Annotated in this window: 23 protein-coding genes; 10 read left to right on the plus strand and 13 right to left on the minus strand. The window is 72.8% G+C overall.

The features are described from left to right. Positions 1-41: 41 nt before the first annotated feature. The 4 genes from ABZ562_RS31335 to ABZ562_RS31350 all read left to right on the plus strand — a co-directional run bounded on the left by ABZ562_RS31335 (position 42) and on the right by ABZ562_RS31350 (position 6,743). The gene (locus ABZ562_RS31335) at positions 42-4,688 is read left to right on the plus strand and encodes an amino acid adenylation domain-containing protein (protein ID WP_361486009.1); all 4,647 of its coding nucleotides are present in this window, start codon (positions 42-44) and stop codon (positions 4,686-4,688) included. Further along, positions 4,685-5,983: an MFS transporter gene (locus tag ABZ562_RS31340; RefSeq protein ID WP_361486012.1), complete on the plus strand. Its 1,299-nt coding sequence runs from the start codon at positions 4,685-4,687 to the stop codon at positions 5,981-5,983. Before ABZ562_RS31335 ends, ABZ562_RS31340 begins: the two co-directional genes overlap by 4 nt. A gap of 50 nt (positions 5,984-6,033) precedes the next feature. Beyond that, a complete protein-coding gene (locus tag ABZ562_RS31345) occupies positions 6,034-6,237 on the plus strand; it encodes an MbtH family protein (RefSeq protein WP_361486015.1) in 204 nt (67 codons plus the stop codon). Between the two features lie 95 nt (positions 6,238-6,332). Continuing rightward, the gene (locus ABZ562_RS31350; protein WP_361486017.1) at positions 6,333-6,743 is read left to right on the plus strand and encodes a CoA-binding protein; all 411 of its coding nucleotides are present in this window, start codon (positions 6,333-6,335) and stop codon (positions 6,741-6,743) included. Between the two features lie 46 nt (positions 6,744-6,789). Here ABZ562_RS31350 and ABZ562_RS31355 read toward each other — a convergent pair whose 3' ends face one another. Then, a complete protein-coding gene (locus ABZ562_RS31355; RefSeq protein WP_361486020.1) occupies positions 6,790-7,344 on the minus strand; it encodes a YbaK/EbsC family protein in 555 nt (184 codons plus the stop codon). Between the two features lie 43 nt (positions 7,345-7,387). Further along, positions 7,388-7,960, minus strand: a complete 573-nt coding sequence (locus ABZ562_RS31360; RefSeq protein WP_361486093.1) for an XRE family transcriptional regulator — start codon at positions 7,958-7,960, stop codon at positions 7,388-7,390. Positions 7,961-8,058: 98 nt separating this feature from the next. Here ABZ562_RS31360 and ABZ562_RS31365 point away from each other — a divergent pair, with 98 nt between their 5' ends. Then, the gene (locus ABZ562_RS31365) at positions 8,059-8,925 is read left to right on the plus strand and encodes an EamA family transporter (RefSeq protein ID WP_361486023.1); all 867 of its coding nucleotides are present in this window, start codon (positions 8,059-8,061) and stop codon (positions 8,923-8,925) included. A gap of 42 nt (positions 8,926-8,967) precedes the next feature. Continuing rightward, positions 8,968-9,516, plus strand: coding sequence for a gamma carbonic anhydrase family protein (locus ABZ562_RS31370; RefSeq protein WP_361486026.1), 549 nt, complete (start codon positions 8,968-8,970; stop codon positions 9,514-9,516). 10 nt (positions 9,517-9,526) lie between these two features. Here the strand turns inward: ABZ562_RS31370 and ABZ562_RS31375 are convergent, their stop codons facing one another. After that, entirely contained in the window at positions 9,527-10,231 is a 705-nt protein-coding gene (locus ABZ562_RS31375) for a DedA family protein (RefSeq protein ID WP_361486028.1), read from the minus strand. A 193-nt stretch (positions 10,232-10,424) separates the two neighbouring features. After that, positions 10,425-10,877, minus strand: coding sequence for a DUF4442 domain-containing protein (locus tag ABZ562_RS31380; RefSeq protein ID WP_361486031.1), 453 nt, complete (start codon positions 10,875-10,877; stop codon positions 10,425-10,427). 84 nt (positions 10,878-10,961) lie between these two features. Here ABZ562_RS31380 and ABZ562_RS31385 point away from each other — a divergent pair, with 84 nt between their 5' ends. Together ABZ562_RS31385 and ABZ562_RS31390 are read left to right on the plus strand one after the other, a co-directional pair. Beyond that, positions 10,962-12,059 carry a hypothetical protein gene (locus tag ABZ562_RS31385; protein WP_361486034.1) on the plus strand — a complete coding sequence of 366 codons (1,098 nt, stop codon included), beginning with the start codon at positions 10,962-10,964 and terminating at the stop codon, positions 12,057-12,059. Between the two features lie 58 nt (positions 12,060-12,117). Further along, entirely contained in the window at positions 12,118-13,413 is a 1,296-nt protein-coding gene (locus tag ABZ562_RS31390) for an MFS transporter (RefSeq protein WP_361486036.1), read from the plus strand. Positions 13,414-13,475: 62 nt separating this feature from the next. On the opposite strand, the gene ABZ562_RS31395 is transcribed toward ABZ562_RS31390, so the two are convergent. Further along, positions 13,476-14,324, minus strand: a complete 849-nt coding sequence (locus ABZ562_RS31395; RefSeq protein ID WP_361486039.1) for a fused MFS/spermidine synthase — start codon at positions 14,322-14,324, stop codon at positions 13,476-13,478. Positions 14,325-14,401: 77 nt separating this feature from the next. Further along, the gene (tuf, locus tag ABZ562_RS31400) at positions 14,402-15,583 is read right to left on the minus strand and encodes an elongation factor Tu (protein WP_361486095.1); all 1,182 of its coding nucleotides are present in this window, start codon (positions 15,581-15,583) and stop codon (positions 14,402-14,404) included. A 418-nt stretch (positions 15,584-16,001) separates the two neighbouring features. Here tuf and ABZ562_RS31405 point away from each other — a divergent pair, with 418 nt between their 5' ends. After that, positions 16,002-16,706, plus strand: a complete 705-nt coding sequence (locus ABZ562_RS31405; RefSeq protein ID WP_361486041.1) for a VTT domain-containing protein — start codon at positions 16,002-16,004, stop codon at positions 16,704-16,706. Positions 16,707-16,743: 37 nt separating this feature from the next. Here the strand turns inward: ABZ562_RS31405 and ABZ562_RS31410 are convergent, their stop codons facing one another. Further along, a complete protein-coding gene (locus tag ABZ562_RS31410) occupies positions 16,744-18,237 on the minus strand; it encodes an MFS transporter (protein WP_361486044.1) in 1,494 nt (497 codons plus the stop codon). 256 nt (positions 18,238-18,493) lie between these two features. Between ABZ562_RS31410 and ABZ562_RS31415 the strand changes: the two genes are divergently transcribed. Further along, entirely contained in the window at positions 18,494-19,366 is an 873-nt protein-coding gene (locus ABZ562_RS31415) for an undecaprenyl-diphosphate phosphatase (RefSeq protein ID WP_361486047.1), read from the plus strand. A gap of 226 nt (positions 19,367-19,592) precedes the next feature. Here ABZ562_RS31415 and ABZ562_RS31420 read toward each other — a convergent pair whose 3' ends face one another. The 6 genes from ABZ562_RS31420 to ABZ562_RS31445 form a co-directional block, all read right to left on the minus strand. Next, entirely contained in the window at positions 19,593-20,240 is a 648-nt protein-coding gene (locus tag ABZ562_RS31420; protein WP_361486049.1) for an HAD-IA family hydrolase, read from the minus strand. After that, positions 20,237-20,869, minus strand: a complete 633-nt coding sequence (locus tag ABZ562_RS31425) for a flavin reductase family protein (protein ID WP_361486052.1) — start codon at positions 20,867-20,869, stop codon at positions 20,237-20,239. Before ABZ562_RS31425 ends, ABZ562_RS31420 begins: the two co-directional genes overlap by 4 nt. Positions 20,870-21,090: 221 nt before the next feature. Then, on the minus strand, positions 21,091-21,996 hold the full coding sequence (locus ABZ562_RS31430; RefSeq protein WP_361486055.1) for a class I SAM-dependent methyltransferase: 906 nt from the start codon (positions 21,994-21,996) through the stop codon (positions 21,091-21,093). 80 nt (positions 21,997-22,076) lie between these two features. Further along, positions 22,077-23,183, minus strand: coding sequence for an NAD(P)-dependent alcohol dehydrogenase (locus ABZ562_RS31435; RefSeq protein ID WP_361486098.1), 1,107 nt, complete (start codon positions 23,181-23,183; stop codon positions 22,077-22,079). 2 nt (positions 23,184-23,185) lie between these two features. Further along, the gene (locus tag ABZ562_RS31440) at positions 23,186-24,589 is read right to left on the minus strand and encodes an aldehyde dehydrogenase family protein (protein ID WP_361486058.1); all 1,404 of its coding nucleotides are present in this window, start codon (positions 24,587-24,589) and stop codon (positions 23,186-23,188) included. Positions 24,590-24,597: 8 nt separating this feature from the next. Continuing rightward, positions 24,598-25,353 (minus strand): (5-formylfuran-3-yl)methyl phosphate synthase, encoded by a 756-nt coding sequence (locus ABZ562_RS31445; RefSeq protein ID WP_361486101.1) that lies wholly within the window; start codon positions 25,351-25,353, stop codon positions 24,598-24,600. Positions 25,354-25,448 lie beyond the last annotated feature (95 nt).

Below are 25,448 nucleotides of genomic sequence, written 5' to 3' on the forward strand. Positions count from 1 at the left end.
CGGGGTGGGGGGGCTCTTCCGGGGGGGGCTGGTTCTTCTATTTGTTGTACCGGCCCCGCGACTCCATCCTCAGCATCCGGCTCACCTCGCGGCTGCGGGAGGCCTTCGGCGCGGAGGTGTCGCCCCGGCTGGTGTTCACCCACTCCACCGTGGCCGCCCTCGCCACGGCCCTCACCGGGGCGAGCGGCCGTACGGAAGGGAGGGAGGCGCCGATCACGCCGGTGCCCCGGGACGCGGAGCTGCCGCTGTCGTATCCCCAGCAGCGCCTGTGGTTCCTGGACTCCTTCGCGCCGGACAGCACCGAATACATCACCCCGCTGGCGCTGCGGATGCGCGGCGCGCTCGACGTCCGGGTGCTGGAGGACGCGCTGACCGCGCTGGTGGCCCGGCACGAGTCGCTGCGCACCACCTTCGACGCGGTGGACGGGCGCGGAACGCAGATCGTGCACGAGCCCGCCCCGGTGCGGTTCACCCGGCACGATCTGTCGGACCTTCCCGCCGACCGGCGGGAGGCGGAGCTGGCGGAGCTGCTGGCGCGGGAGCGGGAGCGCCCCTTCGACCTGCGGCGCGGCCCGCTGCTGCGGGCCGGGCTGATCCGGCTGGGCGCCGAGGACCACGCGCTCACTCTGACGCTGCATCACATCATCACCGACGGCTGGTCCACCGGTGTGCTCATCGGCGATCTGCGCGAGCTGTACCGGGCGGGCCTGAGCGGCGAGGCGGCGGCGCTGCCACCGCTCCCCGTGGGGTACGCCGACTTCGCGGCGTGGCAGCGGTCCGAGCTGTCCGGCCCGTACGCCGATGAGGAACTGGCGTACTGGAAGCGGCAGTTGCGTGATGTGGAGCCGCTGGAGCTGCCCACCGACCGGCCCCGTCCGGCAGTGCGCAGCGGACACGGCGCGACGGTGGAGTTCGAGGTGCCCGCCGCGGTGAACCGGCGTCTGAAGGAGTACGGCCGGGCCCGTGGCACCACCCTCTTCATGACGCTGGTGGCGGCGGCCCAGGTGCTGCTGGCCCGGCTGTCGGGCCGACAGGACATCGCCGTGGGGACGGTCACCTCGGGGCGGGAGCGCGCCGAGACGGAGCGCCTGATCGGCTTCTTCGTCAACACGCTGGTGCTGCGCTCCTCGGTCGACCCCGAGCGCGGCTTCACCGACTTCCTGGCCGATGTGCGCGGCACCGTCCTGGACGCCTTCGCCCACCAGAGCGTGCCGTTCGAGCGGGTGGTGGACGAGGTGCAGCCCGTCCGGGACACCAGCCGGACACCCCTGTTCCAGGCGATGGTGGTGCTGCAGAACATCCCCGGCGGGCCTCTGGACCTGCCCGGACTGGCGCTGGAGGACATCGCCCCCGAGAACAGCACCGCGAGCTTCGACCTCACGCTGGAGTTCGCCGAGGCCGACGGGGGCGCGCTGCGCGGGCTGATCAGCTACAGCACCGATCTGTTCGACGCGGCGACGGCCGAGCGGATGGGCGCGGCCCTGCGCACGCTCCTCTCCGGCATCGCCGACGACCCCGAGCGGGCGGTGGGCGCGCTGCCGCTCGCCACCCCGGCCGAGCTGCGCCGCACCCTCGTGGAGTGGAACGCCACCGGGCACCCCGTACCACCGGCCACGCTGGCCGAGCTGTTCGAGCGGCAGGCGGCGGCGTCCCCGGACGCCACGGCCGTGGTGTCCGGGGCGAGCGGGCTCACCTTCGCCGAGCTGGAGACGGCGGCCAACCGGCTGGCGCACGAGCTGATCGGGCGCGGTGTGGGGCCGGAGAAGCTGGTGGCGCTGGTGCTGCCGCGGTCGGTGGAGATGGTGGTGGCGCAGCTGGCGGTGGTGAAGGCGGGCGGCGCGTTCCTGCCGGTCGACCCCCACTACCCGGCGGAGCGGGTGGCGTTCATGCTGCGGGACGCCGAACCCCTGGTCGTCCTCGACGACATGGCGTCGGTGTGGGCCGGGGACGGCCCCGCGGACCCGCCGTCCGTCCAGGAACTGACACCGGACCATCCGGCGTACGTCATCTACACCTCCGGGTCCACCGGAGTGCCCAAGGCGGTCGTGGTCACCCACGCGGGGCTGGCGAGCTTCTCGGCCGCCGCCGCGACACGCTACGACGTCCGGGCCGGGGACCGGGTCCTGCAGTTCGCCTCGCCGAGCTTCGACGCCTCCGTGCTGGAGCTGTGCGTCTCCCTGCCGAGGGGTGCCGCGCTCGTGGTCGCGGAGGAGGGACCGCTGCTGGGCGAGCGGCTGGCCCAGGTGCTGTCGGAGCAGCGGATCACCCATGCGCTCATCCCCCCGGCGGCGCTGGCCACCGTGCCGGAGACGGCGCGGCAGGCGGGCCTGCCCGACTTGCGCACGCTGATCGTCGGCGGTGACGCGTGCTCCGCCGAACTGGTGGACCGCTGGGCCCCGGGACGCCGGATGATCAACTCCTACGGTCCGACCGAGGCGACCGTGGTGAGCACCTGGTCCGGGCCGCTGACCGCCGGTACGGGGGCGCCGCCGATCGGCGGGCCGATCCGTAACACCCGGGCCTATGTGCTGGACTCCGCGCTGCGGCCGGTCCCGGTGGGCGTGGCCGGGGAGCTGTACGTGGCCGGGGCGGGTCTGGCCCGCGGCTATCTGGGCCGGCCCGGGCTCACCGCCTCCCGCTTCCTGGCCGATCCGTTCGGCCCCGCGGGCGGGCGGATGTACCGCACGGGCGATGTGGTGCGCTGGACCTCGGGCGGCGAGCTGCGGTTCGTCGGCCGGGCCGACGACCAGGTCAAGGTCCGGGGCTTCCGGATCGAGCCGGGCGAGGTGGAGAGCGCGCTGCGGCGCAGCCCCGAAGTGGGCGAGGCGGTGGTGGCCGTGACGGACACCGGGCCCACGCCCGAGCATCCGTCCGGGCTGAAGCGCCTGGTCGGTTACGTGGTTCCGGCACCCGGCGCCACGCCGACCGCCGCCTCGCTGCGCGACTTCCTGGGCCGCACCCTGCCGCCCCACATGGTGCCGTCGGCGTTCGCCACCCTGGAGGAGCTGCCGCTCACGCCCAACGGCAAGGTCGACCGCCGCGCCCTGCCCGATCCGGATCCCACTCCGGCCCCGGGCGCGGACCATGTGGCGCCGCGCACCCCGATGGAGAGCCGGATCGCGGCGATCTGGGCGGATGTCCTCGGCCTTGACCGGGTCGGTGTGAACGACAACTTCTTCGACCTCGGCGGGGATTCCATCCTGAGCATCCAGGTGGTCTCCCGCGCCCGCCAGTCGGGGCTGCGGCTGTCCACCAAGGACCTCTTCACGCATCAGTCGGTGGCCGCCCTGGCCGCCGTGGTCACGGCCGAACGGGACGACGAGGGCGGGGCGGAACCGGTGACCGGAGACCTTCCGCTCACCCCGATCCAGCGCTGGTTCTTCGCCACCCACACCGTCAACCCGCACCACTTCAACCAGTCCACCCTGCTGGAGCTGGACCAGAAGCTGGACGAAGCGGCGCTGGAGGAGGCGCTGGCCGCGCTCCTCGTCCACCATGACGCGCTGCGGATGCGGTTCACCGAGGACGGCGGGCAGTGGCGGCAGTACAACCCGGAGCCCGAGGCGGCGGAAGTCCTCGCCCGGTACGACCTGTCGGGGCTGCCGGAGCAGGAGGCGGACGCGGCGATGGAGAAGGCGGCCGACGCCCTGCACGCGGGCTTCGACCTCGGCAGCGGGCCGCTGCTGAAGGCCGCGCTGTTCCGGTTCGGCGACGACCGGCGGCCGTTCCTCTTCCTGACCGCCCACCATCTGGTCATCGACGGGGTGTCCTGGCGGATCGTGCTGGACGACCTGGACACCGCCTACCAGCAGAGCGTGCGGGGCGAGGTGGTCGACCTCGGCCCCAAGACGACCTCGTTCCGGGACTGGGCCCGGCAGCTCGCCGAGCAGGTCGCCGACGGCGCCCTGGACCACGAGGTCGACCACTGGGCCTCGGCGCTGGACGCGCGGCCGCTGCCGGTCGACCACGAACCGGCCGCCCCGGGCGCCGAGGCCCGGGCGGTTCCGGTGGAGATCGACGAGGCGGACACCGAGGCGCTGCTGCGCGCGGCCCCCACCGCGTACCGCACCCGCATCAACGACGTGCTGCTGGCCGCCCTCGCGCTGGCGCTGTCGCGCTGGACCGGCCTGGAGCGGGTCTCCGTCGAACTGGAGGGCCACGGGCGCGAGGACGTCATCGAGGGCGCCGATCTGTCCCGTACGGTGGGCTGGTTCACCACGATGTACCCGGTCTCCTTCGACCTGCCCGCCACCGGGGACTCCGCGTCCGTCGACTGGCGCGGCCTGGTCAAGTCGGTCAGGCGGCGGCTGCGGGCCGTCCCCGGCAACGGCTTCGGCTTCGGGGCGCTGCGGACCTTCGGTACGGACGCGGTACGGGAGCGGCTGACCGGCACCGGCGACGGGCCGCAGGTGGTGTTCAACTACCTCGGCCAGTGGGACGCCCGGTCGGCCGAGGCCAAGGACGGCCTCGTCCACGCCGAACACGGCTCCTTCGGCCAGGATCACGACCCGCGCGAGGGCGGATCGCATCTGCTGGAGGTCGTGGGCGCGGTGCAGAACGGGCGGCTCGGCTTCACCTGGTACTACCGTCCCGGTGTCCACGAGGAGTCGACCGTGGCGGCGGTGGCCGCGGACTTCGCGGACGCGCTGCGCCGCATCGCCCAGGACTGCCGGGGTGGTGCCGCATGACCGGGGAGCGGGGGGCCCTCGAAAGCGGCGAGGCGGGTGTGGCGGCCGACGGCCGCGCCGCCGCGCCGGTGCCCCTGGCGCGCAACCGCGGCTACCGGCTGCTGTGGGGCAGCCAGGCGCTCTCGGAGTTCGGCTTCCACGCGTCGATGATCGCGTTTCCGCTGCTGGTCCTGGCGCTCACCGGTTCCGGTGCCGCGTCCGGCCTGGTGATGGGCACGATCGCCGCCGCGCAGATGGTGGCCGGGCTCCCGGCGGGTGTTCTGGTGGACCGGTACGACCGCAAGGCGCTCATGCTCGGCTGTGAGGCGGCCCAGGCGGTGTCCGCCATCAGCCTGGTCATCGCGGTGTGGAGCGACGCGGCCACCGTGCCGCACATGGTCGCCGTCGCCGCGGTGTTCGGCGCCGCCGCCGCCCTCTTCGAACCGGCCGAGAACGCCGCGCTGCCGCTGCTGGTGGACACCACCCAGCTGCCCGCCGCGGTCTCGATGAACACGGCGCGGGCGTCGATGGGGCAGCTCTCGGGCACCGCGACCGGCGGGTTCCTGTTCGCCGCGGGGCGGTTCGTCCCGTTCCTGGCCGACGCCGTCATGCACACCCTGTCGTTCGTCGCGCTGCTCTTCCTGCGGCTGCCGAAGCGGGAGCGGCCCACCGCCCCGCCCGGCAGGCTCGGCCACGAGATGCTGGCCGGCCTGCGGTGGGTGTGGCAGGAGCGCCGGATCCGGGTCACCATCCTGTGCGCGGTCGTGCTGAACCTGTTCTTCAGCGCCTTCTACCTCGTCGTCATCGTGCTCGCCGGAACCCGAGGGGTGCCGTCGGGGGAGGTCGGGGTGATGGCGGCCATGCTCGGGGTGGGCGGGGTCGCCGGCGCGCTCGCCGCGCCCGTGCTCCACGGCCGCCTCGGCGCCTACCGCGCCATCGTGGCGGTGTTCTGGGCGCTGACCGTGCTCACCCCGGTCGCCGCGCTCGTGCACGGCGGCTATCTCACCGGGGTGCTGTTCGCCCTGATGGCACTGTTCCCGCCCACCGCGAACACCGCGATCATGACGGAGCAGCTGCTGCGCACCCCCGACGAGCTGCGCGGCAGGCTCACCAGCGCCCTCGCCCTGGCCTGCGGGGCCGCGGGCGCGGCGGGACCCGCGCTGGGCGGCCTGCTCACCCAGGCCCTGCCGGGCGACCGGGCGATCCTGGTGTGCTCGGCCGGAATGGCCGCCGCGGCCGTGCTCGCCACCGCCAGCCCGACCCTGCGCGGGCTGTCCCCGAACCCCCCGCCCGGCAACCGGGCGGCGGCGGCCTGAGAACCGCATCCACGCAAGTTCCGTACGGAAACGACTGAGGAGAACAGCTCATGGACGACAACGCCCGCTACCAGGTGCTCCGCAACGACGAGGACCAGTACTCCCTGTGGCCCGCCGACCTCGACGTGCCCGACGGCTGGCAGGCCGTCGGCAAGGAGGGCACCAAGGACGAGTGCTCCGCGTACGTCGACGAGGTGTGGACCGACATGCGGCCCCGCAGTCTGCGCGAGCGCATGGCCGAGTCGGGTTCCTGAAGCCGCGCCCCGGCGCCCGCCGGGGAATCTCCGGGGCGCGGTGTCCGTTTCCGCCCGAGGAGGCCGGACGGACACCGCACCCGCAGGAGGCAATCATGTACGGCGACGAAGCGACGATCCGCACGATCCTGGGCGAGCTGGGAGACACCTGGGCGGTCGTCGGCCTGTCCTCCAACCAGGCCCGCGCGGCCTACGGCGTGGCCGGGGTGCTCCAGCGCCACGGCAAGCGCGTCGTGCCCGTGCACCCGAAGGCCGAGACGGTGCTCGGCGAGCCCGGCTACGCCACCCTCGCCGAGATCCCGTTCCCGGTCGACGTGGTCGATGTGTTCGTCAACTCCGAGCTGGCCGGGCCGGTCGCGGACCAGGCGGTGGAGATCGGCGCCAAGGCGGTGTGGTTCCAGCTCGGCGTGATCGATCCGGCGGCGTACGAGCGGACCCGCGCGGCGGGACTCGAGATGGTGATGGACCGCTGCCCCGCCATCGAGATCCCCCGGCTGGGCCGGTAACCGGCCGGGCGCTGCGCGCGCCCCGGCGGCCGGCTTCGCCCGGCCGCTAGACGCCCAGCCCCTCCAGCACGACCGCGCCCGGCAGCCCGGCGAGCAGCTTGCCCGGCACGATGAGCTTGCCCCGGCGGCTGCCGCTGCCGATGAGCGCGTACGGGATGTCGGCGACGGCGGCGTCCAGCAGCAGCGGCCAGCCGGCGGGCAGCCCGATCGGGGTGATGCCGCCGAACTCCATGCCGCTCTCGCCGGTCGCCGTACCCGTGGGCGCGAACGACGCCTTGCGGGCGCCCAGATGGCGCCGTACGACCCCGTTGACGTCCGCGCGGGTGTGGGCGAGGACCAGGCACGCGGCGAGCGTGACCTCACCGCCCCGCTTCCCCGCGACCACCACGCAGTTGGCGGACTGCTCCAGCAGCCAGGAGCCGTAGTTCTCCACGAGCACGGCGGTGTCGGCCTTGTCGGGGTCGGTGTCCACGTAGAGCACCTGCTCCACCGGCTCGGCGCCGCGCCAGTCGCGCAGCGCGCCGGCGACCGGGGCGGTCAGCAGGTCCAGGCATTCCACGGCGGGACGGACCTCGTCGAAGGCATCCATCGGGGTACTCATGGCGACAACGTAACAGCCGTACGGGGACCGGGACGGGCCCCGATCAGCGCGGGGGCGGGATGGATACCGCCAGGGTCATGGTGACGGTCTCCTCGCCGTCGTTGCGGTAGGCGTGCGGCACGTTCGACTCGAAGATCGCCGAGGTGCCGGCGGGCACGACGTACTCCTGGCCGTCGACCAGGAGCGTCAGCTCACCGTCGCGGACGTGCAGCATCTCGACGGTGCCGGGCGGGTGCGGATCCGAGTCGCTGCCGTCGCCCGGCATCAGCCGCCAGTCCCACAGCTCCAGCGGCCCCCGTGCCTCCGTCCCGACGAGCAGCACGGTGTGGCTCCCCGCCTCCGTGGACCACATCCGCACCGCCTGCTCGGGCGGTACGAGCCGCACCCGCGCTTCCTGCTCGTAGTCGAGCAGCGTGGTGATGCTCACGCCGAGCGCGTCGGCGAGCTTCACGGTGGTGCCGACGCTCGGGTTCGTACGGGCCTGCTCGATCTGGATGATCATCCCCCGGCTGACCCCGGCCCGGGTGGCGAGGGCGTCCAGGGTGTAGGCACGTTCGTTGCGCCAGCGCTTGAGGTTGCGGGCGAGCGACTGCGTGAGCTGATCGAGGTCGGTCACGGGCATCCAGTCCAATATCGTAAATGGCGTAGTCGAACAGATTGAACTACGGTGGGGTGTACTCCAGCGTCCATCTCACTGTACGGCGAGGTTTCCCCATGTCCGCACTCTTCGCTCTGGCCACCAGCCTCATGTGGGGGCTGGCCGACTTCGGCGGAGGGCTGCTCACCCGGCGCACCCCCGCGCTCACCGTGGTCGTCGTCTCGCAGGTCATCGCGGTGAACGTGCTCGGCGCGATCGTGGTCGCCACCGGCGGCTGGTCCGAGGCCGGGCCCCAGCTGTGGTTCGCCGCGGCGGCGGGCGTGGTGGGCCCGGCCGCCATGCTCTGCTTCTACCGGGCGCTCGCGCTCGGCCCGATGGGCGTCGTCTCCCCGCTCGGCGCCCTGGGCGGGGTCATGGTGCCGCTCGCGGTCGCGATCGTCCTCGGCGAGCGGCCCGGGCTGCCGCAGCTGGCCGGGGTCGTGGTGGCGGTGGCCGGGGTGGTCCTGGCCGGCGGGCCGCAGACCGGCGGAGCCCCCGTACAGCGGCAGACCCTGCTGCTCACCCTGGTCGCCGCGCTGGGCTTCGGATCGGTGATGGCGCTGATCGCCGAGGCGTCCTCCACCCTGACCGGGCTCTTCCTCGCGCTGTTCGTGCAGCGGGTGTGCAACGTGGTGGTCGGCGGCACCGCGCTGCTGGTCTCCGTACGGCGCGGCACCCGCGCGCTGCCCGAGGGCGGCCTGCGCGTCGTCGCGGCGACCCTGCCCGCGCTCGCCTTCGTGGGCCTGGCCGACGTCGCCGCCAACGGCACCTACAACCTGGCCGCCCACCACGGGCCGGTCACCATCGCCGCCGTGCTCGCCTCGCTGTACCCGGTGGTGACCGCGCTCGCCGCCCGCGGGCTGCTGGGCGAGCGGCTGCGCGCGGTGCAGGCGACCGGCGCCGGGCTCGCCCTGGTCGGCACGGTGCTGCTGACGACGGGCTAACGTGCCGGGAACGGCAGGAATCGCGGACCGAAGGAGACGGCAGTGGCGGAGCGGGCGCTGATCGCGGGAGTGGGCGGCAAGGAGCCGAAGGTCGATCCGGAGGCGTTCACCGCCCCGACCTCCGTGGTGATCGGCGATGTGTCGGTGGCCGCGGGGGCGAGCGTCTGGTACCACGCCGTGCTGCGCGGCGACGCCGAGTCGATCAGTGTGGGCGCGCACAGCAACATCCAGGACAACTGCACCGTGCACGCCGACCCCGGCTTCCCGGCCACCGTCGGCGAGCGGGTCACGGTGGGCCACAACGCGGTGCTGCACGGCTGCACCGTCGAGGACGACGTCCTGGTCGGCATGGGCGCCACGGTGCTGAACGGCGCGCACATCGGCGCGGGCTCGCTGATCGCCGCCCAGGCGCTGGTGCCGCAGGGGATGCGGGTGCCGCCGGGCTCGCTGGTCGCTGGCGTTCCGGCGAAGGTCAGGCGCGAGCTGACCGAGGAGGAGCGGGAGCACGTCCGGCTGAACGCCGAGGGCTACGTGGAGCTGGCCCGCCACCACCGCGCGGCGACGGAGGAGCGGGCCATCGAGGCGGGGTGACGCCGAGCGGCTACTCGGCGGCCGGGACGGGCTCCGGCTCGGCCGCCTCCGCTCCGGCCCCGGAACCGCCGGCCGCGACCGGCTGCTCGGCGGCCCGCCGCCGAGCCTTCTCCCGCACCTTCTTCGTACGCCACTTCATCACCAGCATCGAGCCGAGGCCGAAGCACAGCGCGGCCACGAGCCCGAGGTAGGAGAAGCGCTTGAGCCAGTCCTCGGCGACCTTCCCGACGGAGTAGATGACCGCGGTGGTGCCGCCCGCCCAGACGATGCCGCCGAGCACGTTGGCGATGGCGAACTTCCAGTACGGCATGCGCAGCACCCCGGCGAGGGGGCCCGCGAAGATGCGCAGCAGCGCGATGAAGCGGCCCACGAAGACCGCCCACATGCCCCACTTCTGGAAGGACCGCTCGGCGGACGCCACATGATCGGCGCCGAAGTGCTTGGGGAATTTACGGCCCAGCCAGGCGAGCAGGGGCTTGCCGCCCCTGCGGCCGATGAGATAGCCGATGGAGTCGCCGATCACCGCACCCGCGATGGCGCAGGCCCCGAGGATGTACGGGTTGATGTGGTCCTGCGACGCCGCCAGCAGCGAGGCGGTGACGAGGATGATCTCTCCGGGGAGCGGGATGCCCAGGCTTTCGAGGCCGATGACCAGGCCGACGAGCAGATACACACTGATCGCGGGTACGGTCGCGAGCCATTCCTCGATGTGCAACGCCGGATCCCTCCCGTATGCCGATCCATGGTCGGCGCACGCCCGATCGAGCGCACTTCGGGAAGCGTACTCAATCGGCGCGTCCGCCACATTCCACGATGCGTGGTCCCGGCCACATCGGCGCGCCGGAGAGCCCCGTACGAGGGGGAGGTGCCCCCGTACGAGCGGTCCGTGCGGGGAGGGAAGCCGCCGCTCAGTCCTGCGGCCGCAGGGTCCAGGTGACGGACATCTCCCCGGTGACCGCTCCGTCCTCGCGCGTGATCTCGATCCGTACGGGGAATTCGGGGCGCTCGCCCGCGTCGAGTCCGGCCACCACCTCGGCCGCCGGCCGGCCGAGCCGGGCGGTGGCGGTGACCGGCCCCTTGGCGAGCTTCTTGTACTCGATCTCGGCGCGCACGGCGAGCGGTACGGCGCGCCGGAGCTGGTCGCCGAAGGCGGCGAGCACGACCGCGCCGGAGGCGGATTCGGCCAGGGTGAACATCGCCCCCGCGTGCGGTCCGCCGACGTGGTTGTGCAGATCGGGCTGGTCGGGCAGGCGCACCACGGCGCGTTCGGCCGACGCCTCGATGAACTCCAGGTTCAGGGTGCGCACCATGGGCACGGTGGCCGCGAGCATGTCGCCGATGGATGGCAGTGTCTCTGACATGCCCCGGAAGTTACCATCCAGTAGCTCATTCGGGAACGGGGCGGCCGTAGCCGCTCCCGGCGGCCCCCTCTATCGTTATCGGCCATGTGGCCAGGACAGCAGCCGCCCGGGGGCGAGCACAATCCGCAGGATCAGAACCCCTATCAGCAACCGGGGTATCAACAGCCCAATCCGTACCAGCAACCGGGCTACCAGCAGCCGAATCCGTATCAGCAGCCACAGCCGGGCTACCCCGGCCAGCCGCCGGGCCGGCCGGGACAGCCGGGACCGCAGCCGGGCTACGGGCCACCGCAGAACCAGCCCGCACACGGCTGGAACACGCCGTCCGGACCGGCCGGGCCACCACAGCCCCCGCAGCCGCCGCGGAAGAAGCGCACGGCGACCATCGCGATCGTCGCCGCGGTGGCCGTCGTCGCGGCGGCCGTGATCACCGGCGTCGTCGTCCTGAACCAGGGCGACGACAAGGACGACCAGGCGAAGGACGGCGGGAAGCCCGCCGCCCCCGCGTCCTCCGCCGCCTCCTCCGCCCCGGCCGAGGACCCCTCCGCGGGCGGCGAGGACAACCCGCGCGCGGGCGGTGACGCGCCCGAGATGAAGCCGGTGATATCCGGCTGGCAGACGGTCGTCAGCCCCAAGCGGCACGACGCCTTCGACGTGCCCGCGAACTGGACGGTGAAGAAGCCGGACCTGAGCATCGGCTTCGAGGACGAGAAGGGCAACCCGCTCGTCATCATGTCCGCCCCGGCCAAGTACAAGGAAAACGCCTGCACGGTCAAGGGCAAGGACGGCGAGGAGGAGACCAGCGGCATCGCCGGGGTCGGCACCAAGGGCGCGCAGGGCGCCAAGACCGAGGCCTCCGCCGCCAAGATCGAGGCCGAGAACTGGGTGTTCGCCGCCTTCGACCAGAAGGAGACCGGCACCCGCAAGGTCACCGACGCCAAGCCGTTCAAGAGCGCGCACGGGCTCAAGGGCTACACCTCCACGGCCACGGTCACCGGCGTCAAGAAGACCGACAAGTGCGTCACGGACGGCAAGGCGGTCACCGTCACCTACACGGACGTCAACGGCGACTTCGCGACCTGGGTGCTCTACTCCGCCAAGGGCGTCAAGGACGAGGTCCCGGACGCCACCATCAAGAAGATCATGAGCACGCTGCGTCCGGTGAAGTCCGAGGGCTCCTGATCGACGCGGCCGGAATGGGGTTGAACGCCGGGGCCCGCCCCCGGGATAGTTCGGCTGCGTGACCACTCCCCCGGCCCCGCGTCCCCGACCGCACCGCCCCGCCTGGGCGGGCCGCAACTACACCCTGCTGACCGCCGCCGCGATGGTGACGGGCCTCGGAAACTCCGGGGCCCTCATCGCGGCGGCGTTCGCGGTGCTGGACGCGGGCGGGGACGGCGGCGACGTCGGGCTGGTCGCCGCGGCCCGTACCGTCCCGCTCGTCGCCTTCCTGCTGATCGGCGGCGCGTTGGCGGACCGGCTGCCGCGGCACCGGGTGATGGTCGCGGCCAACGCCCTCAACTGCGCCTCGCAGGGCGTCTTCGCGGTGCTCGTGCTCACCGGCGAGGCGCGGCTGTGGCAGATGGCCGTGCTCGCCGCGCTCAGCGGCACCGGGCAGGCGTTCTTCAGCCCCGCCGCCGAGGGCATGCTGCTCTCCAGCGTCACCGCCGAACAGTCCGCCCGCGCCTTCGCGTTGTTCCGGATGGGCATCAACGGCGCGCAGATCGGCGGTGCCGCGCTGGGCGGCGCCCTGGTGGCGGTCGCCGGCCCGGGCTGGGTGCTGGCCGTCGACGCCGCCGCCTTCGCCGCCGCCGGGGCGCTGCGCACCCTGCTCGACGTCAGCCACATCGCACCGCGCGCATCCGACGGCGGCATGCTGCGCGATCTGCGCGAGGGCTGGCGGGAGTTCACGGGGCGGCCCTGGCTGTGGACCATCGTGCTGCAGTTCTCGGTCGTCAACGCCGTGGTGGCCGCGGCCGAGGCGGTGTACGGGCCGCTGGTCTCCGAGGAGCAGCTGGGCGGGGCGCGGCCCTGGGGGTTCGCGCTCGCGGCGTTCGGCGTGGGCACCGTCGTCGGCGGGCTGACGATGACCCGCTGGAGACCGCGCCGCCTGCTGCTCCCGGGCATCCTGTGCGTGCTGCCCCTCGCCCTGCCGTCGGCCGCGCTCGCCGTCCCGCTGTCCGTACCAGCGCTGTGGGCGGTGATGTTCGTCGCCGGAGCGTCGGTCGAGGTGTTCGGGGTGTCCTGGATGACCGCCCTGCACCAGGAGATCCCCGAGGACAAGCTGTCCCGGGTGGCGGCGTACGACGCGATCGGCTCCATGGCCCTGGTCCCCCTCGCCACCGCCCTCGCGGGCCCCGCCGAGAGCGCCTTCGGGCGGTCCGCCGCGCTGTGGGGCTGCTCGACGCTGATCCTGCTGCTGACCCTGGCGGTGCTGTGCGTACCGGACGTACGGCGGCTGCCGCGCCGCCAACCGGCCCCGGTCGCCGAGGGAATGCCCGCCACCGAACGGACGGCGGCGCCGGAAAAGCTCTGAGGGGCGCTCCTCACGTGCCCTACGGCACCCCCGGCCGGCCGCTGCGGACGTGGCCCCTGCCGTCACCCGACGCTGAACGCCCCGCCCGGCGGCTCGGGCGAGGGCACCGCGTCCTCGTCCCGCACCGGCACCGCGTCGCCCGTGAACCGATCCAGCGCCGCCCCGTGCTCCACCCGCGCCGGAAACGCGTCGGCCGCGGTACGCCGCGCCAGCACCCCGACCGGCAGTTCGCCCTGCGAGGCCACCAGCACCGCGTTCCCGAACCGGCGGCCGCGCAGCACCGCGGGCTCCGCGATCAGGCACAGGTGCGCGAACACGGCGCGGAACGTGGCCAGCTGGGAGCGGAGGAAGGTGAACGGCGCGCTGTCGGCGAGGTTGGCCGCGTAGACGCCGCCGGGGCGCAGCACCCGGGCCGCGGCGCGCGCGTACGCGACGGAGGTCAGATGCGCGGGCACCCGGGAGCCGCCGAACACATCGGCCACGATGACATCGGCGGACGCCTGCGGCGCGGCCTCCAGCGCGGCGCGGGCGTCCGCCCGGCGCACCGTGATGCCCGCGCCGCCCGGCGGCAGCGGCAGCCGCTCGGCGACCAGTTCCAGCAGTCCGCCGTCGGCCTCGATCACCTGCTGCCGGGAGCCGGGCCGGGTGGCGGCCAGATAGCGGGGCAGGGTCAGCGCCCCGCCGCCCAGGTGCAGGGCGTCCAGCGGCGCGCCGGGCCCGCCGGTCCCGTCGAGGACATGGGCGAGCCGGCGCGCGTACTCGAACTCCAGGTGACCGGGGTCGTCCAGGTCGACGTACGACTGGGGTGCGCCGTCCACCGTGAGCAGCCAGGCGCGCGGGCGGTCCAGGTCCGGCATCAGCTTGGCGGTGCCGTGGTCCACGGCCCGGGTCACGGGTATCGGCTCGTTCACCGTCCCATTGTGCCGTTCCCCGGCAGGTCACGGCTCCCGCTCTCCCCGGCGGGGCCGGGCGGGCGGGAGCACGGGCCCTACGGCTGGTCGGGCACGGTGAGGACCGTGCCCGCGCCCACCGTGCGGCCGCCCTCGCGGATCGCGAAGCCGAGCCCCGGCTCCAGCGGCACCGCGCGGCCCAGCTCCACCGTCAGGGTGACGGTGTCGCCGGGGCGGGCCACCCCGGCGGCCCCGAGGTCCACCTCGCCGGCCACATCGGCCGTACGCAGGTAGAACTGCGGCCGGTAGCCGGTGACCACGGGGGTGCGGCGGCCGCCCTCGGCCGCCGACAGCACGTACACGCGCGCGGTGAAGCGCCGCCGGGGCACGACGCTGCCGGGCGCCGCGACCACCTGGCCGCGGCGCACCGCGTCCCGGGCCACCCCGCGCAGCAGCAGCGCCACGCTGTCGCCCGCCTCGGCGGACTCCATGGGTTTGCCGAAGGTCTCGACGCCGGTGACGACCGTCGTCACGTCCGCGCCCAGCACCTCGACGCGGTCGCCGACGCGCACCGTGCCACGCTCGACGGCGCCGGTGACCACGGTGCCACGGCCGGTGATGGTCAGCGTGTTCTCCACCGGCAGCAGGAACGGGGCGTCGGTGTAGCGCACCGGGGTGGGTACGTAGATGTCGACGGCGTCGAGCAGCGCCTCGATCGCACCGCTCCAGCGCGGGTCGCCCTCCAGCGCGCGCAGCCCGGAGACCCGTACCACGGGCGTGGCCTCGCCGGGGTAGCCGTGCGTGGACAGCAGCTCGCGCACCTCCAGCTCGACCAGGTCGGTGAGTTCGGGGTCGCCCGCGTCGGCCTTGTTGAGGGCGACGACGATGTGGTCGACCCCCACCTGGCGGGCGAGCAGCACGTGTTCGGCGGTCTGCGGCATGACGCCGTCGAGCGCCGAGACGACGAGGATGGCGCCGTCGAGCTGGGCCGCGCCGGTCACCATGTTCTTGATGAAGTCGGCGTGGCCGGGCATGTCGACGTGCGCGTAGTGCCGGGTGTCGGTCTCGTACTCGACGTGCGCGATGTTGATGGTGATGCCGCGCGCGGCCTCCTCCGGCGCCCGGTCGATGCGGTCGAACGGCACATAGGTGCCGCCGGGGCCGCGCTCGCTGAGGACCTTGGTGATGGCGGCGGTGAGCGTGGTCTTGCCGTGGTCGACGTGCCCCATGGTGCCGATGTTCAGATGCGGCTTGGTGCGCACGTAGGCCGGCTTGGACACCTTGGGCAGCTTGGACGTGGCGGACATGCGGGCTGTTCCTCCTCGGAACGACAAGGGAAGCGCGGACCCCGGTGCCCGGCCGACCCTCCCCTGGCGGGGTCCGTCGGAGTGGTCCGAGGAGGGTCAGCTTCGGGCGCCGTCGAAGAGGGCGTCGGAGAAGAGGGCGGCAGCCTTCGGCGCGTCCGCGACCGCGGACGGCATCACGAGGAAGGCATACCGGAACATGCCGTGATCATTGCGTACCGTTCGGTCCCCGTCGAATGGTTTTCGGGGCGCCCGGGGCCGGTGTGATACCGGTGAACCCCTGGCGCCCGGGAGGCGGTCGTCCGGACCGGCCCATGTATCAACGGGGCGACAACCAGCCGACGAGCGAACGACATCACAGCGTTCCCCCGGCCCGGTCGGTTACGCTCCCCCGATGCTCGATGTCGCCGCCCCCTCCCCGAAAACGGCCGTGCGCCGCACCCGCGCCGTGCTGTTCTCGCCGTGGTCACGGCTGGGGCTGCTCGTCGCGCTGCTGGCCGGTTCCGCGACCGCGGTGTGGGTGTGGCAGCCGCAGCGGCTGCTGGCCGACGGCTGGCCGCCCCAGCTGTCGGGGGCGGCGGCCGTGGTGCTGTTCGCGGCCGCGTACGGGCTGTGCACCGCCGCGCTGATGCCCAGGCCGCTGCTGAACCTGGCGGCCGGTGTGCTGCTCGGCGCCCAGGCCGGTCTCGCCGCGGCCGTCGCCGGTACGGTGCTCGGCGCCGGGATCTCCTTCGGCCTGGGCAGACTGCTGGGGCAGGACGCGCTGCGCCCGCTGCTGCGGGGCCGCTGGCTGGGCGCGGCCGACCGGCAGCTGAGCCGGCACGGTTTCCGCTCCATGCTGGCGATCCGGCTCTTCCCGGGCGTACCGTTCGCCGCCGCGAACTACTGCGCGGCGATCTCGCGGATGGGCTGGCCCGCGTTCCTGCTGGCGACAGGGCTCGGCTGTGTGCCGAACACGGCGGCGTACGTGGTGGCGGGCGGCCACGCGGCCACGCCCACCTCGCCCGTCTTCCTGATCGCGCTGACCTGTATCGCCGTACCCGCCCTCGCCGGGCTCGTCATGGCCTGGCGCAAGCGCGGCAGGCTACGGGGCGCCTGAGAGCGGGACGGGGCGGCCCGTACCGCTCAGGGACGGCTCAGTGCGGTTTCGCCGCGGCGCGCGCGGACAGCGGCTCGGCGACGTCCTCCAGCGGGCGCTGTTCCGCCGGTACGGCCAGGAAGGCTGCCACCACCCCGGCCACGACCATCAGCGACGCCCCGATGCAGAAGGCCAGGACCGTGTCCCCGACGACCCCGCTCCGCGTCAGCTCGGCGAAGATCAGCGGGCCGCTGATCCCGCCGGCCGCCGTGCCGATGGCGTAGAAGAAGGCGATGGCCAGGGCGCGCGTCTCCATCGGGAAGACCTCGCTGGCCGTCAGATACGCGGAACTCGCGCCCGCCGAGGCGAAGAAGAGGACCACGCACCAGCAGCCCGTCATGGTCGCCGCGTTGAGCCAGCCCCGGCCGAACATCCAGGCGGTGACGAACAGCAGCGCACCGGAGAGGACATACGTCCCCGCGATCATCGTCCTCCGCCCGAGAGTGTCGAAGAGCCGGGAGAGCAGCAGCGGCCCGATGAAGTTGCCGGCGGCGATGACGGCGAAGTAGTAGCCGGTGTCGCCGCTGGGCACCCCGAAGAACGTCACCAGGATCGAACCGAAGCCGAAGGTGATGGCGTTGTACAGAAACGCCTGCCCGATGAAGAGGGCCAGGCCCAGCACGGCGCGCTTGGGGTACTTGCGGAAGAGCGTACGGGCGATGTCCACGAACCCGGTGCTCTTCCGGGTCCTGATGGTGATGTCCTCGGACGGTTCGGGCAGCGTGACGCCCCGTTCCTCCTCGACCCGCCGCTCGACCTCCCGGACCAGCTCCTCGGCGCCCTCCGACCGGCCGTGGATGAACATCCAGCGCGGGCTTTCGGGGACATGGCGGCGCACCAGGAGGATCACGAGCCCGAGGACGACGCCGAGCGCGAAGGTGAGCCGCCAGCCGATGTCCGCCGGGAAGAAGCGGGTGTTGAGCATCAGGACGGACAACAGGGCACCGCCCACGGCGCCGAGCCAGAAGCTCCCGTTGATGACGATGTCGACGCGGCCCCGGTAGCGGCTGGGAATCAGCTCGTCGATCGCGGAGTTGATGGCCGCGTACTCCCCGCCGATGCCGAAGCCGGTGAGGAAGCGGAAGAGGAAGAACCACCAGACGGAGAAGGACACGGCGGTCAGCGCGGTGGCGGCGAGGTAGACGCCGAGCGTGACGAGGAAGAGTTTCTTGCGGCCGTACCGGTCGGTGAGCCAGCCGAAGACCAGCGCCCCGGTGCAGGCCCCGGCGACATAGAGCGCCGCCGCCATGCCCGTCACCTGGGCGTCGGTGATGGGCAGCCCGCTGCCGGGCTCGGAGAGGCGGCTGGCGATGTTGCCGACGACCGTCACTTCCAGGCCGTCCAGGATCCATACGGTGCCCAGGCCGATGACGACCATCCAGTGCCAGCCGGACCAGGGGAGCCGGTCCAGCCGCGCCGGAACCTTGGTGGTGACGATCGCGGCGTCCCCGTCCCGGGATGGCCGTGGCGCGTCCGGCCCGGTGGTGGTCATGTGGCTCCTCGGCGGCTGCTGGGCGGCGTTCGGTGATCGCATTCCGAACACACTCCGAAAGACCGCCGAGTACCCCTGTCCATATGGGTAAACCGGCCTTCGGGCCGGGCCCTTGGCAGGCCGTCCGCCCGGGGACGCTACGCTGCCACCACAACCGGTTGCCGGTCCCCGGCGGCCGGCCTTCCCCTCGGCCGCCCCGCTTGTCCCGGCATACCCCGGAACAGCGCATGATCAGCCTTTGGATAGCGTAGACGCAATGTCGTGGTTTGAATCTTTCATCCTCGGGCTGGTCCAGGGGCTGACCGAGTTTCTTCCGATCTCCTCCAGCGCCCATCTGCGCCTCACGGCCGCCTTCGCGGGCTGGAGCGACCCTGGCCCAGCCTTCACCGCGATCACCCAGATAGGCACCGAGCTGGCGGTGCTCATCTACTTCCGCAAGGACATAGCCCGGATCGTCAGCGCCTGGTTCCGCTCCCTGTTCAACAAGGAGTGGCGCGGCGACCACGATGCCCAGATGGGCTGGCTGGTGATCGTCGGATCGATCCCGATCGGCGTGCTCGGCCTCACCCTGCAGGACGCGATCGAGGGCCCGTTCCGCGATCTGCGGCTCATCGCCACCACCCTCATCGTCATGGGCATCGTGCTCGGCTACGCGGACCGGCGGGCCGCGCGCGATGAGACGGGCGGCAAGCACCGCGTCGCCAAGCAGCGCAAGTCGCTGCAGGAGCTGAGCGTCCGGGACGGACTCATCTACGGCATATGCCAGGCGATGGCGCTCGTCCCCGGTGTCTCCCGGTCCGGCGCGACCATCAGCGGTGGTCTGCTCATGGGCTACACCCGCGAGGCCGCGGCCCGCTACTCCTTCCTCCTCGCCGTCCCGGCCGTGCTGGCCTCCGGGGTCTTCGAGCTGAAGGACGCGTCCGAGGGGCACACCGAGTGGGGTCCGACGATCTTCGCGACCGTCATCGCCTTCGTCGTCGGTTATGCCGTCATCGCCTGGTTCATGAAATTCATCTCCAGCAAGAGCTTCATGCCGTTCGTGATCTACCGGATCCTGCTGGGCCTGGCACTGTTCGCCCTGATCGGCATGGGCGTGCTGAGCGCCCACGCGGCCGAGTCGGCGGGCTGACCTCCACCACGCGCAGCACGTGAGAAGGAGAGATGGGCCGCCGGCCGAGGAGGGAGGAGGTCCGGCGGCCCCTTCGCTCAGGTCTGGCGCCCCCTGAGCGGTATGCGAAGAGTCAACCGCCACGCGGCGCGCAGCGGGAGGGTGTGTGATAGATATATGCAAGCACTCTCATCACACGGGGTGTGAATACATCACACTCCGTACGACCTCCCCCCTGAGCCGTGCCTCATCCCCTCCCGTCGCGGAGGGCCTCGACCAGCTCCCCCAGCCCCGAAACCCGCCAGTCCGCCCGCGCCGCATCATCACCGGCAGCCCACAGATGGCCCCAGGGCCCCCGGCGGACATGCGCGGCCCGCAGCCCCGCGGCCCGCGCCGCCCGGATGTCGAACGCCGGATGGTCGCCCACGTACACCGTCCGGTCCGGCGGGGCCCCGCCCAGCTCCACGACCCGCTCGAAGAACCCCGCATCGGGCTTGGCCACCCCCCACTCCCCGGACGTCGCGACGGCGTCCACCGGCAGCTCCAGCCCGCGCAGCAGCTCCCCCGTGCGCACCGGCTGGTTCCCGGCCACCACGACCCGCACCCCCAGCGCACGCAGCGCCCCGAGCGCGGGCCGCACGTCCGGATACAGATCGCGCTCCTCCAGCCACTCCCGGCGCCCCGCCGCATCCCACGCCCGCCGCTCCGCGGCGACATCCACCCCCGGCCTGGCCAGCCGGATCGCGTCTCCGTCCTCCCGCCCCTGCGCGACCACGGCCCCCACCAGGGCGGACAGCGTATGCCGGGGCACCCCGAGCCAGTCGGCCCACGAGGCCCAGTAGCGGTCCTCCCGCACCAGGGTGGAGCCGACGTCGAACGCCACCACATCGATCACGACGCGCCCTCCCCCGCCCCCTTCTCCCCCGCCCAGTCCGCGTACCGGACCCGCTCGATCTCCAGCACCTCGCCGACCGTCCCCCACTCGTTCTTCCCCAACCGCGCCAGCGGCCGCAGCCTGCCCACCTCCGGATGCCCGTCGACCATCACCCCGGCATCGACGGCGGCATGCACCACCCGCCCGAACACCACGGTCGAGTCCCCCAGCAGCACCGTGCTGTGCAGCTCGCACTCCAACGCCACCGGCGACTCGGCCACCCGCGGCGGCCTCACCCGCACACTGTCCTCCCGCGCCACCCCCACCGCCTCGAACTCGCTCACCCCCCGTGGAAAGTCCGTCGCCGTCCCATTGATCGTCTCGAACATCCGCTCCGACGCGAGGTTCACCACGAACTCCCCGGTCTCCTCCACATTGCGCAGCGAGTCCTTCCGCCCGACGGAGGTGAACTGCACGACGGGCGGTGAGACGCAGGCGACGGTGAAGAAGGAATGCGGGGCGAGGTTCGGTGCCAGCGTGTCCGGGTTGATGGTGGACACCCAAGCGATCGGCCGGGGCACGACGACCGAGGTCAGCAGCTTGTAGAAGGGGTTCCGGCCGACGGTCTCAGGATCGAAGTCGATACGCATACGCCCCAGTATCCGCAACCCGGACCGTCCGCCCCAACGACGATCCGCGATCTCACCCGACCCCCGAGTTCCACGAAGGTCTCCGGTGCCGGAAGGCACGAGCCTGAGCACGTCGGGGCCGCGTCACCCTCCCGGTGATGGTGCGCGACACCCCGGGCCTTGGGCTCGTCGGGCAGCCCGTCGAGGCGGCCGTGCCGACATCGTCGCGGGCGCTGCGGACGTCATGTCCGGGGCTTGTGCGCGAACACCCAGCGGTTGCCCTCCAGCGCGTCGTTCGGCTCGGGGAGGGGGCCGCGTCCGTGCCGGTGGGTGAAGTCGAAGGGGGTGTGCACCGAGGTGGACCAGCCCTTGGCCGTCAGGTCGCCGGCGGAGTCGGGGCGTGGCCCCTTGTCGAAGAGGTGGAGCAGGTCGATGCCGATCTGTTCTCGCGTGGCCGTGTAGATCGCGCTGTCGCGGTACTCCAGCAGGTCCTTCTCCAGCTTCGCCTCGAAGGCCAGTGCGCTGCCTCCGGTGGTCAGCCGGTCCACCGTGTCGATGAGGTACGTCTCGGTGGGGCCCGGCAGGTAGAAGAGCAGTCCCTCGGCCAGCCAGACGCTCGGTGCGTCCGGGTCGAAGCCGGCGGTGGTCAGCGCGGTGACCCAGTCTGCGCGCAGGTCGACCGGCACGGGGACGCGCTTCACCTTCGGGGTGGCCGACAGGTCCGTGAGCACTCGGTGCTTGAACGCCAGCACGCCCGCCCTGTCGATCTCGTGGACCACGCAGCCGGACGGCCACTCCAGCCGGAAGGCGCGGGTGTCCAACCCCGCGCCCAGCAGCACCACTTGGCGGGCGCCCGTACCGACCGATCGGAGGAGGAAGTCGTCGAGGACCCTGGTCCGCAGGCCGAAGTAACGGGCGAACCGCCCCCACAGCGGGTTGCCGTCCCCGTCCGGGGCCTGCTCGATGCGCACCGGCCAGTCCGCGCACGCCGGGGCGGCGCGCACGAAGTGTTCCGCGTAGACGTCCCTGGCCAGGCTGTCGTAGCGGTGGGTCTCGATCGCCCGTGCCGCGGCGACCAGGAGGGCGGTCAGACCCACGCCCGCGTCCACGCCTTCCACGTCCGTCTGCCGGGGCGCCGTGCCGACCATGTTTCCTCCGTTGGCGGAATGGGGGATCGTGAGGTGCCTGCTTGTCGTATGCGGTGCGTCCGCGGTGCTGCATGCCTCGCTCATCGGCTTCTTCCCTCCGGAAGCAGGACGGGTTTGACCACGCGGCCCGCGTCGCAGTCGCGTTCGGCCTGGTTGATGTCGGCCAGCGGGTAGGTGCGGATCAGCTGGTCGAAGGGGAAGCGTCCGGCCTGCCACAGCCCGATCAGCCGGGGTATCAGCAGTGCGGGTACGGCATCCCCTTCGCAGATGTGGCGGATGGTGCGGCCTCGGTCCAGAGTGCCCGGTTCGAGCGGCAGTGCGGTGTGGAGCCGTGCCACCAGGCCGAGGCTGCCGGTGGGGCGCAGTGCCCGGAGGGCATCGTTGATGAGCGGGGACGAGGCCGTGGTGTCCAGCGCGTACTGCGCGCCACCGTCAGTCAGCCGCCGGATCTGGTCGGGCAGTCCAGTCGTTCCGGCGAGCAGCGGGATCGCGCCGAACCGTTCGGCCAGGGCCAGCCGCCCGGGATGCCGGTCGACAGCCACGGTCGGCGCCCCGGCGGCGGTGGCCGCCATCACCGCGGCCAGGCCCACCGCTCCCGCGCCGAAGACCACGAGGGTGTCACCGGGGCCGGCGCCGAAGGCGTGCAGCACGGCTCCGGCGCCGGTGAGGAAGCCGCAGCCGAGCGGCCCGAGCAGTTCGACGGGCAGGGCGGGGTCGACCCGGACGGCGTTGCGGGCCGGGACGAGCGCATACTCGGCGAACGAGGACTGGCCGAACCACCGGGGGGCCAGCGCTTCCCCGGTCGCGTCGGTGAGCCACGGCGCGTCCTCCTTGCGTCCGCCGAAGAGGTTCAGGGAGGTGAAGGAGTCGCAGTAGGCGGGGGCCGCGCCGCGGCAGTTGCGGCAGTGCCCGCAGGAGTCGAAGCTCAGCACGACGTGGTCGCCGACGCCGATCGCGGTGTCCGGGCCGCCGCCCGTCCGCACTACGACCCCGGCCCCCTCGTGGCCGAGCACCGCCGGCAGCGGGCTGCGGCCGGCCGATCGCCGGACCGCGAGATCGGTCCTGCACATCCCGCAGCCCGCGATCTCGACCAGGATCTCGCCGTCGGCGGGTTCCGTGCACAAGGTCACCTCCTCGACCGCGAACGGGTCGTCGTACGAGCGCAGTACGGCCGCCTGGAACCTCATGGTCATGCCTCCTGCGGACGGTGGACGACGAAGGGCCGGAGGTTGCCGTAGAGCCCCCACGGTCCGCCCGCGACGCCGACACCGCTGTTCTTGACGCCCGCGAAGGGCTGGGCAAGGGACAGTTCGGCATGGTGGTTGATCCAGGCCGTGCCGCATTCGAGCCGGTCGGCCACCGCCCCGGCCCGGTCGAGATCGGTGCCCCATACCGAGCCGCCCAGTCCGAAACCGGTGCCGTTGGCCGCGTCGACGGCTTCGTCGAGGCTCCGGTACGGCAGCACCGGCAGGACCGGTCCGAATTGCTCCTCGGTCACCACCGGGCTGCCGGGCGGGACGTCGGTGAGGATGGTGGGAGCGAAGAAGTAGCCCGGCCCGTCCAGCCGGTGGCCACCGGCCGCCGCCCGGGCTCCATCGGCCAGGGCCTGCTTCACGACCTGCTCGACCCGGGCCAGTTGGGGGGCATTGTTGACGGGGCCCAGCCGGGTGTTCGGGTCGAGGCCGGCTCCGACGGCGACGGACTTGGCGCGCTGGGCGAGGGCTTCGACGACCTCGGCGTGGAGCCGGACCGGGGCGTAGACGCGTTTGACCGCCATACAGACCTGCCCGCAGTTGCGGAACGCGGCCCAGAACAGCCGGTCCGCGATTCCGTCCACCTCGACGTCGTCCAGCAGGACGGCGGCGTCGTTGCCACCCAGTTCCAGGGTGACCCGGGCGAGCGAGGCCGCCGCCGCTTCGGCGACGGCGCGCCCGGTGGGCACCGAGCCGGTGAAGGTGACGTGGCGGATGCCCGGGTGGGAGGCGAGGCGGGCGCCGAGGGGTTCGCGGCCGGTGACGACGGTCAGCACGTCCTCGGGCAGGGCGGTGGCGAGGACGGCGCCGAGCAGCCGGGTGGCGAAGGGGGTGAACGGGGACGGTTTGAGGACCATGGTGTTGCCCGCCGCGAGCGCGGGCGCCAACTTCGCCGCCGCGAGCTGGAGGGGAAAGTTCCACGGCACGATCGCGGCGACGGGTCCGAGGGGCCTCCAGCGGATCTCGCTGTGCACGGGACGGCCATCGGTGATCTGCCGGGTTCTGGGGGCCAGGCCGGCGAAGTAGCGCAGGCGGGCCGCCGTACGGGCGATCTCCGCGTACGACTCGGCCAAGGGCTTGCCCTGTTCCCGGGTGAGCAACCTGGCGAGGTCGTCGCCGGCCGTCTCCACGGCATCGGCCGCCCCGCGCAATGCGGTGGCGCGCGCGGCGGGGTCGGCACGCCAGTCGTGCCAGGCCCGGTGGGCCCGGTCGACCACGGCGTCCAACTCGTCCGGCTGCTGGTCGGGGGCTTCGTCGAAGGTCTCCCCAGTGGCCGGGTCGACGACGGCGAAACACGCGGCCCGGCGTCCGGGGACGCGGTCGGGCTCAGATGTCGGCATGCCGCTGGTCAGTTCACGGCCGGGGCGCCGGCCGCGTGCTCCCGTGCTTGCCGGTCCATCTCCGCCCGGAAGGCGGCCACCAGATGCGGCTGAATCCTTCCGGCGTTGCGGTCGCCGCCCTCGCAGACCGCTCCGCGCACGCCCACGATGTCCGTGCCGATGCGGGTCAGCGGACCGAGGTCGGTCTGTTTGACACTGCCCGCGAGGGCGGCGAGCAGACCGGACGCGTGGGCCAGCCGGACGAACTCGGCACAGACGTCCGGCGGAACGTGGTCGAACAGCCGCGTCCCGTCCTTGATGGCGGTGTCGAGCATGGCCGCGTCGGCGCCGGAGCGGGCGGCGATGTCGGGCACGGCGAGCGGGTTGACGCAGCCGACGCGGTGGGCGTCGGCGTAACCGGAGGCGACGACGAGCGCGTCGGGGCGGTGGTCCTTCACCGCCCGGACGACCGCGCGCATGACCTCGATGCCCTGATCGGGCGTCGTACACCCGTAAAGGCCGACCTTGATGTACGTGGCGCCGGAGACGACCGCGCCGAGCGCGGCCTGGGCCACCGTGCCGGGCTTGTACGGGACGTCTCCCACGGTGGCCGACACCGGTTTGTCCGCCGGGACCGCGTCGCGGATCTCTCTGATGACCCAGGGGAAGTTGGCGCCGAGCGAGCCCTCGTCGGGCTTCTTGACGTCGACGATGTCGAGGTGCTCCGCGGCCTTCGCACAGACGAGGGCCTCCTCGACGCTGTCCGGGGAGATGAGAAGCAACACCATGGGCTCCTTCCGCCGCATGTCCACCTGACCGAGGACAGGGGTGCGGATCGCCTGGTTCATGTGCGGTGCGCTCATCATTTCCGCCGCCCGTG

The sequence above is a fragment of the Streptomyces sp. NPDC019937 genome, from assembly GCF_040631655.1.
Classification (GTDB): domain Bacteria; phylum Actinomycetota; class Actinomycetes; order Streptomycetales; family Streptomycetaceae; genus Streptomyces.

Excerpts from the sequence above, each read along its gene's own strand:
- ABZ562_RS31380 (WP_361486031.1), bottom strand. The coding sequence starts at position 10,877 with ATGTCAGAGACACTGCCATCCATCGGCGACATGCTCGCGGCCACCGTG.
- ABZ562_RS31435 (WP_361486098.1), bottom strand. The coding sequence starts at position 23,183 with ATGAGGTTCCAGGCGGCCGTACTGCGCTCGTACGACGACCCGTTCGCG.
- ABZ562_RS31355 (WP_361486020.1), bottom strand. The coding sequence starts at position 7,344 with ATGAGTACCCCGATGGATGCCTTCGACGAGGTCCGTCCCGCCGTGGAA.
- ABZ562_RS31410 (WP_361486044.1), bottom strand. The coding sequence starts at position 18,237 with ATGACCACCACCGGGCCGGACGCGCCACGGCCATCCCGGGACGGGGAC.
- ABZ562_RS31365 (WP_361486023.1), top strand. The coding sequence starts at position 8,059 with ATGTCCGCACTCTTCGCTCTGGCCACCAGCCTCATGTGGGGGCTGGCC.
- ABZ562_RS31405 (WP_361486041.1), top strand. The coding sequence starts at position 16,002 with ATGCTCGATGTCGCCGCCCCCTCCCCGAAAACGGCCGTGCGCCGCACC.
- ABZ562_RS31425 (WP_361486052.1), bottom strand. The coding sequence starts at position 20,869 with ATGCGTATCGACTTCGATCCTGAGACCGTCGGCCGGAACCCCTTCTAC.
- ABZ562_RS31430 (WP_361486055.1), bottom strand. The coding sequence starts at position 21,996 with ATGGTCGGCACGGCGCCCCGGCAGACGGACGTGGAAGGCGTGGACGCG.
- ABZ562_RS31440 (WP_361486058.1), bottom strand. The coding sequence starts at position 24,589 with ATGCCGACATCTGAGCCCGACCGCGTCCCCGGACGCCGGGCCGCGTGT.
- ABZ562_RS31345 (WP_361486015.1), top strand. The coding sequence starts at position 6,034 with ATGGACGACAACGCCCGCTACCAGGTGCTCCGCAACGACGAGGACCAG.
- ABZ562_RS31340 (WP_361486012.1), top strand. The coding sequence starts at position 4,685 with ATGACCGGGGAGCGGGGGGCCCTCGAAAGCGGCGAGGCGGGTGTGGCG.
- ABZ562_RS31350 (WP_361486017.1), top strand. The coding sequence starts at position 6,333 with ATGTACGGCGACGAAGCGACGATCCGCACGATCCTGGGCGAGCTGGGA.
- ABZ562_RS31385 (WP_361486034.1), top strand. The coding sequence starts at position 10,962 with ATGTGGCCAGGACAGCAGCCGCCCGGGGGCGAGCACAATCCGCAGGAT.
- ABZ562_RS31415 (WP_361486047.1), top strand. The coding sequence starts at position 18,494 with ATGTCGTGGTTTGAATCTTTCATCCTCGGGCTGGTCCAGGGGCTGACC.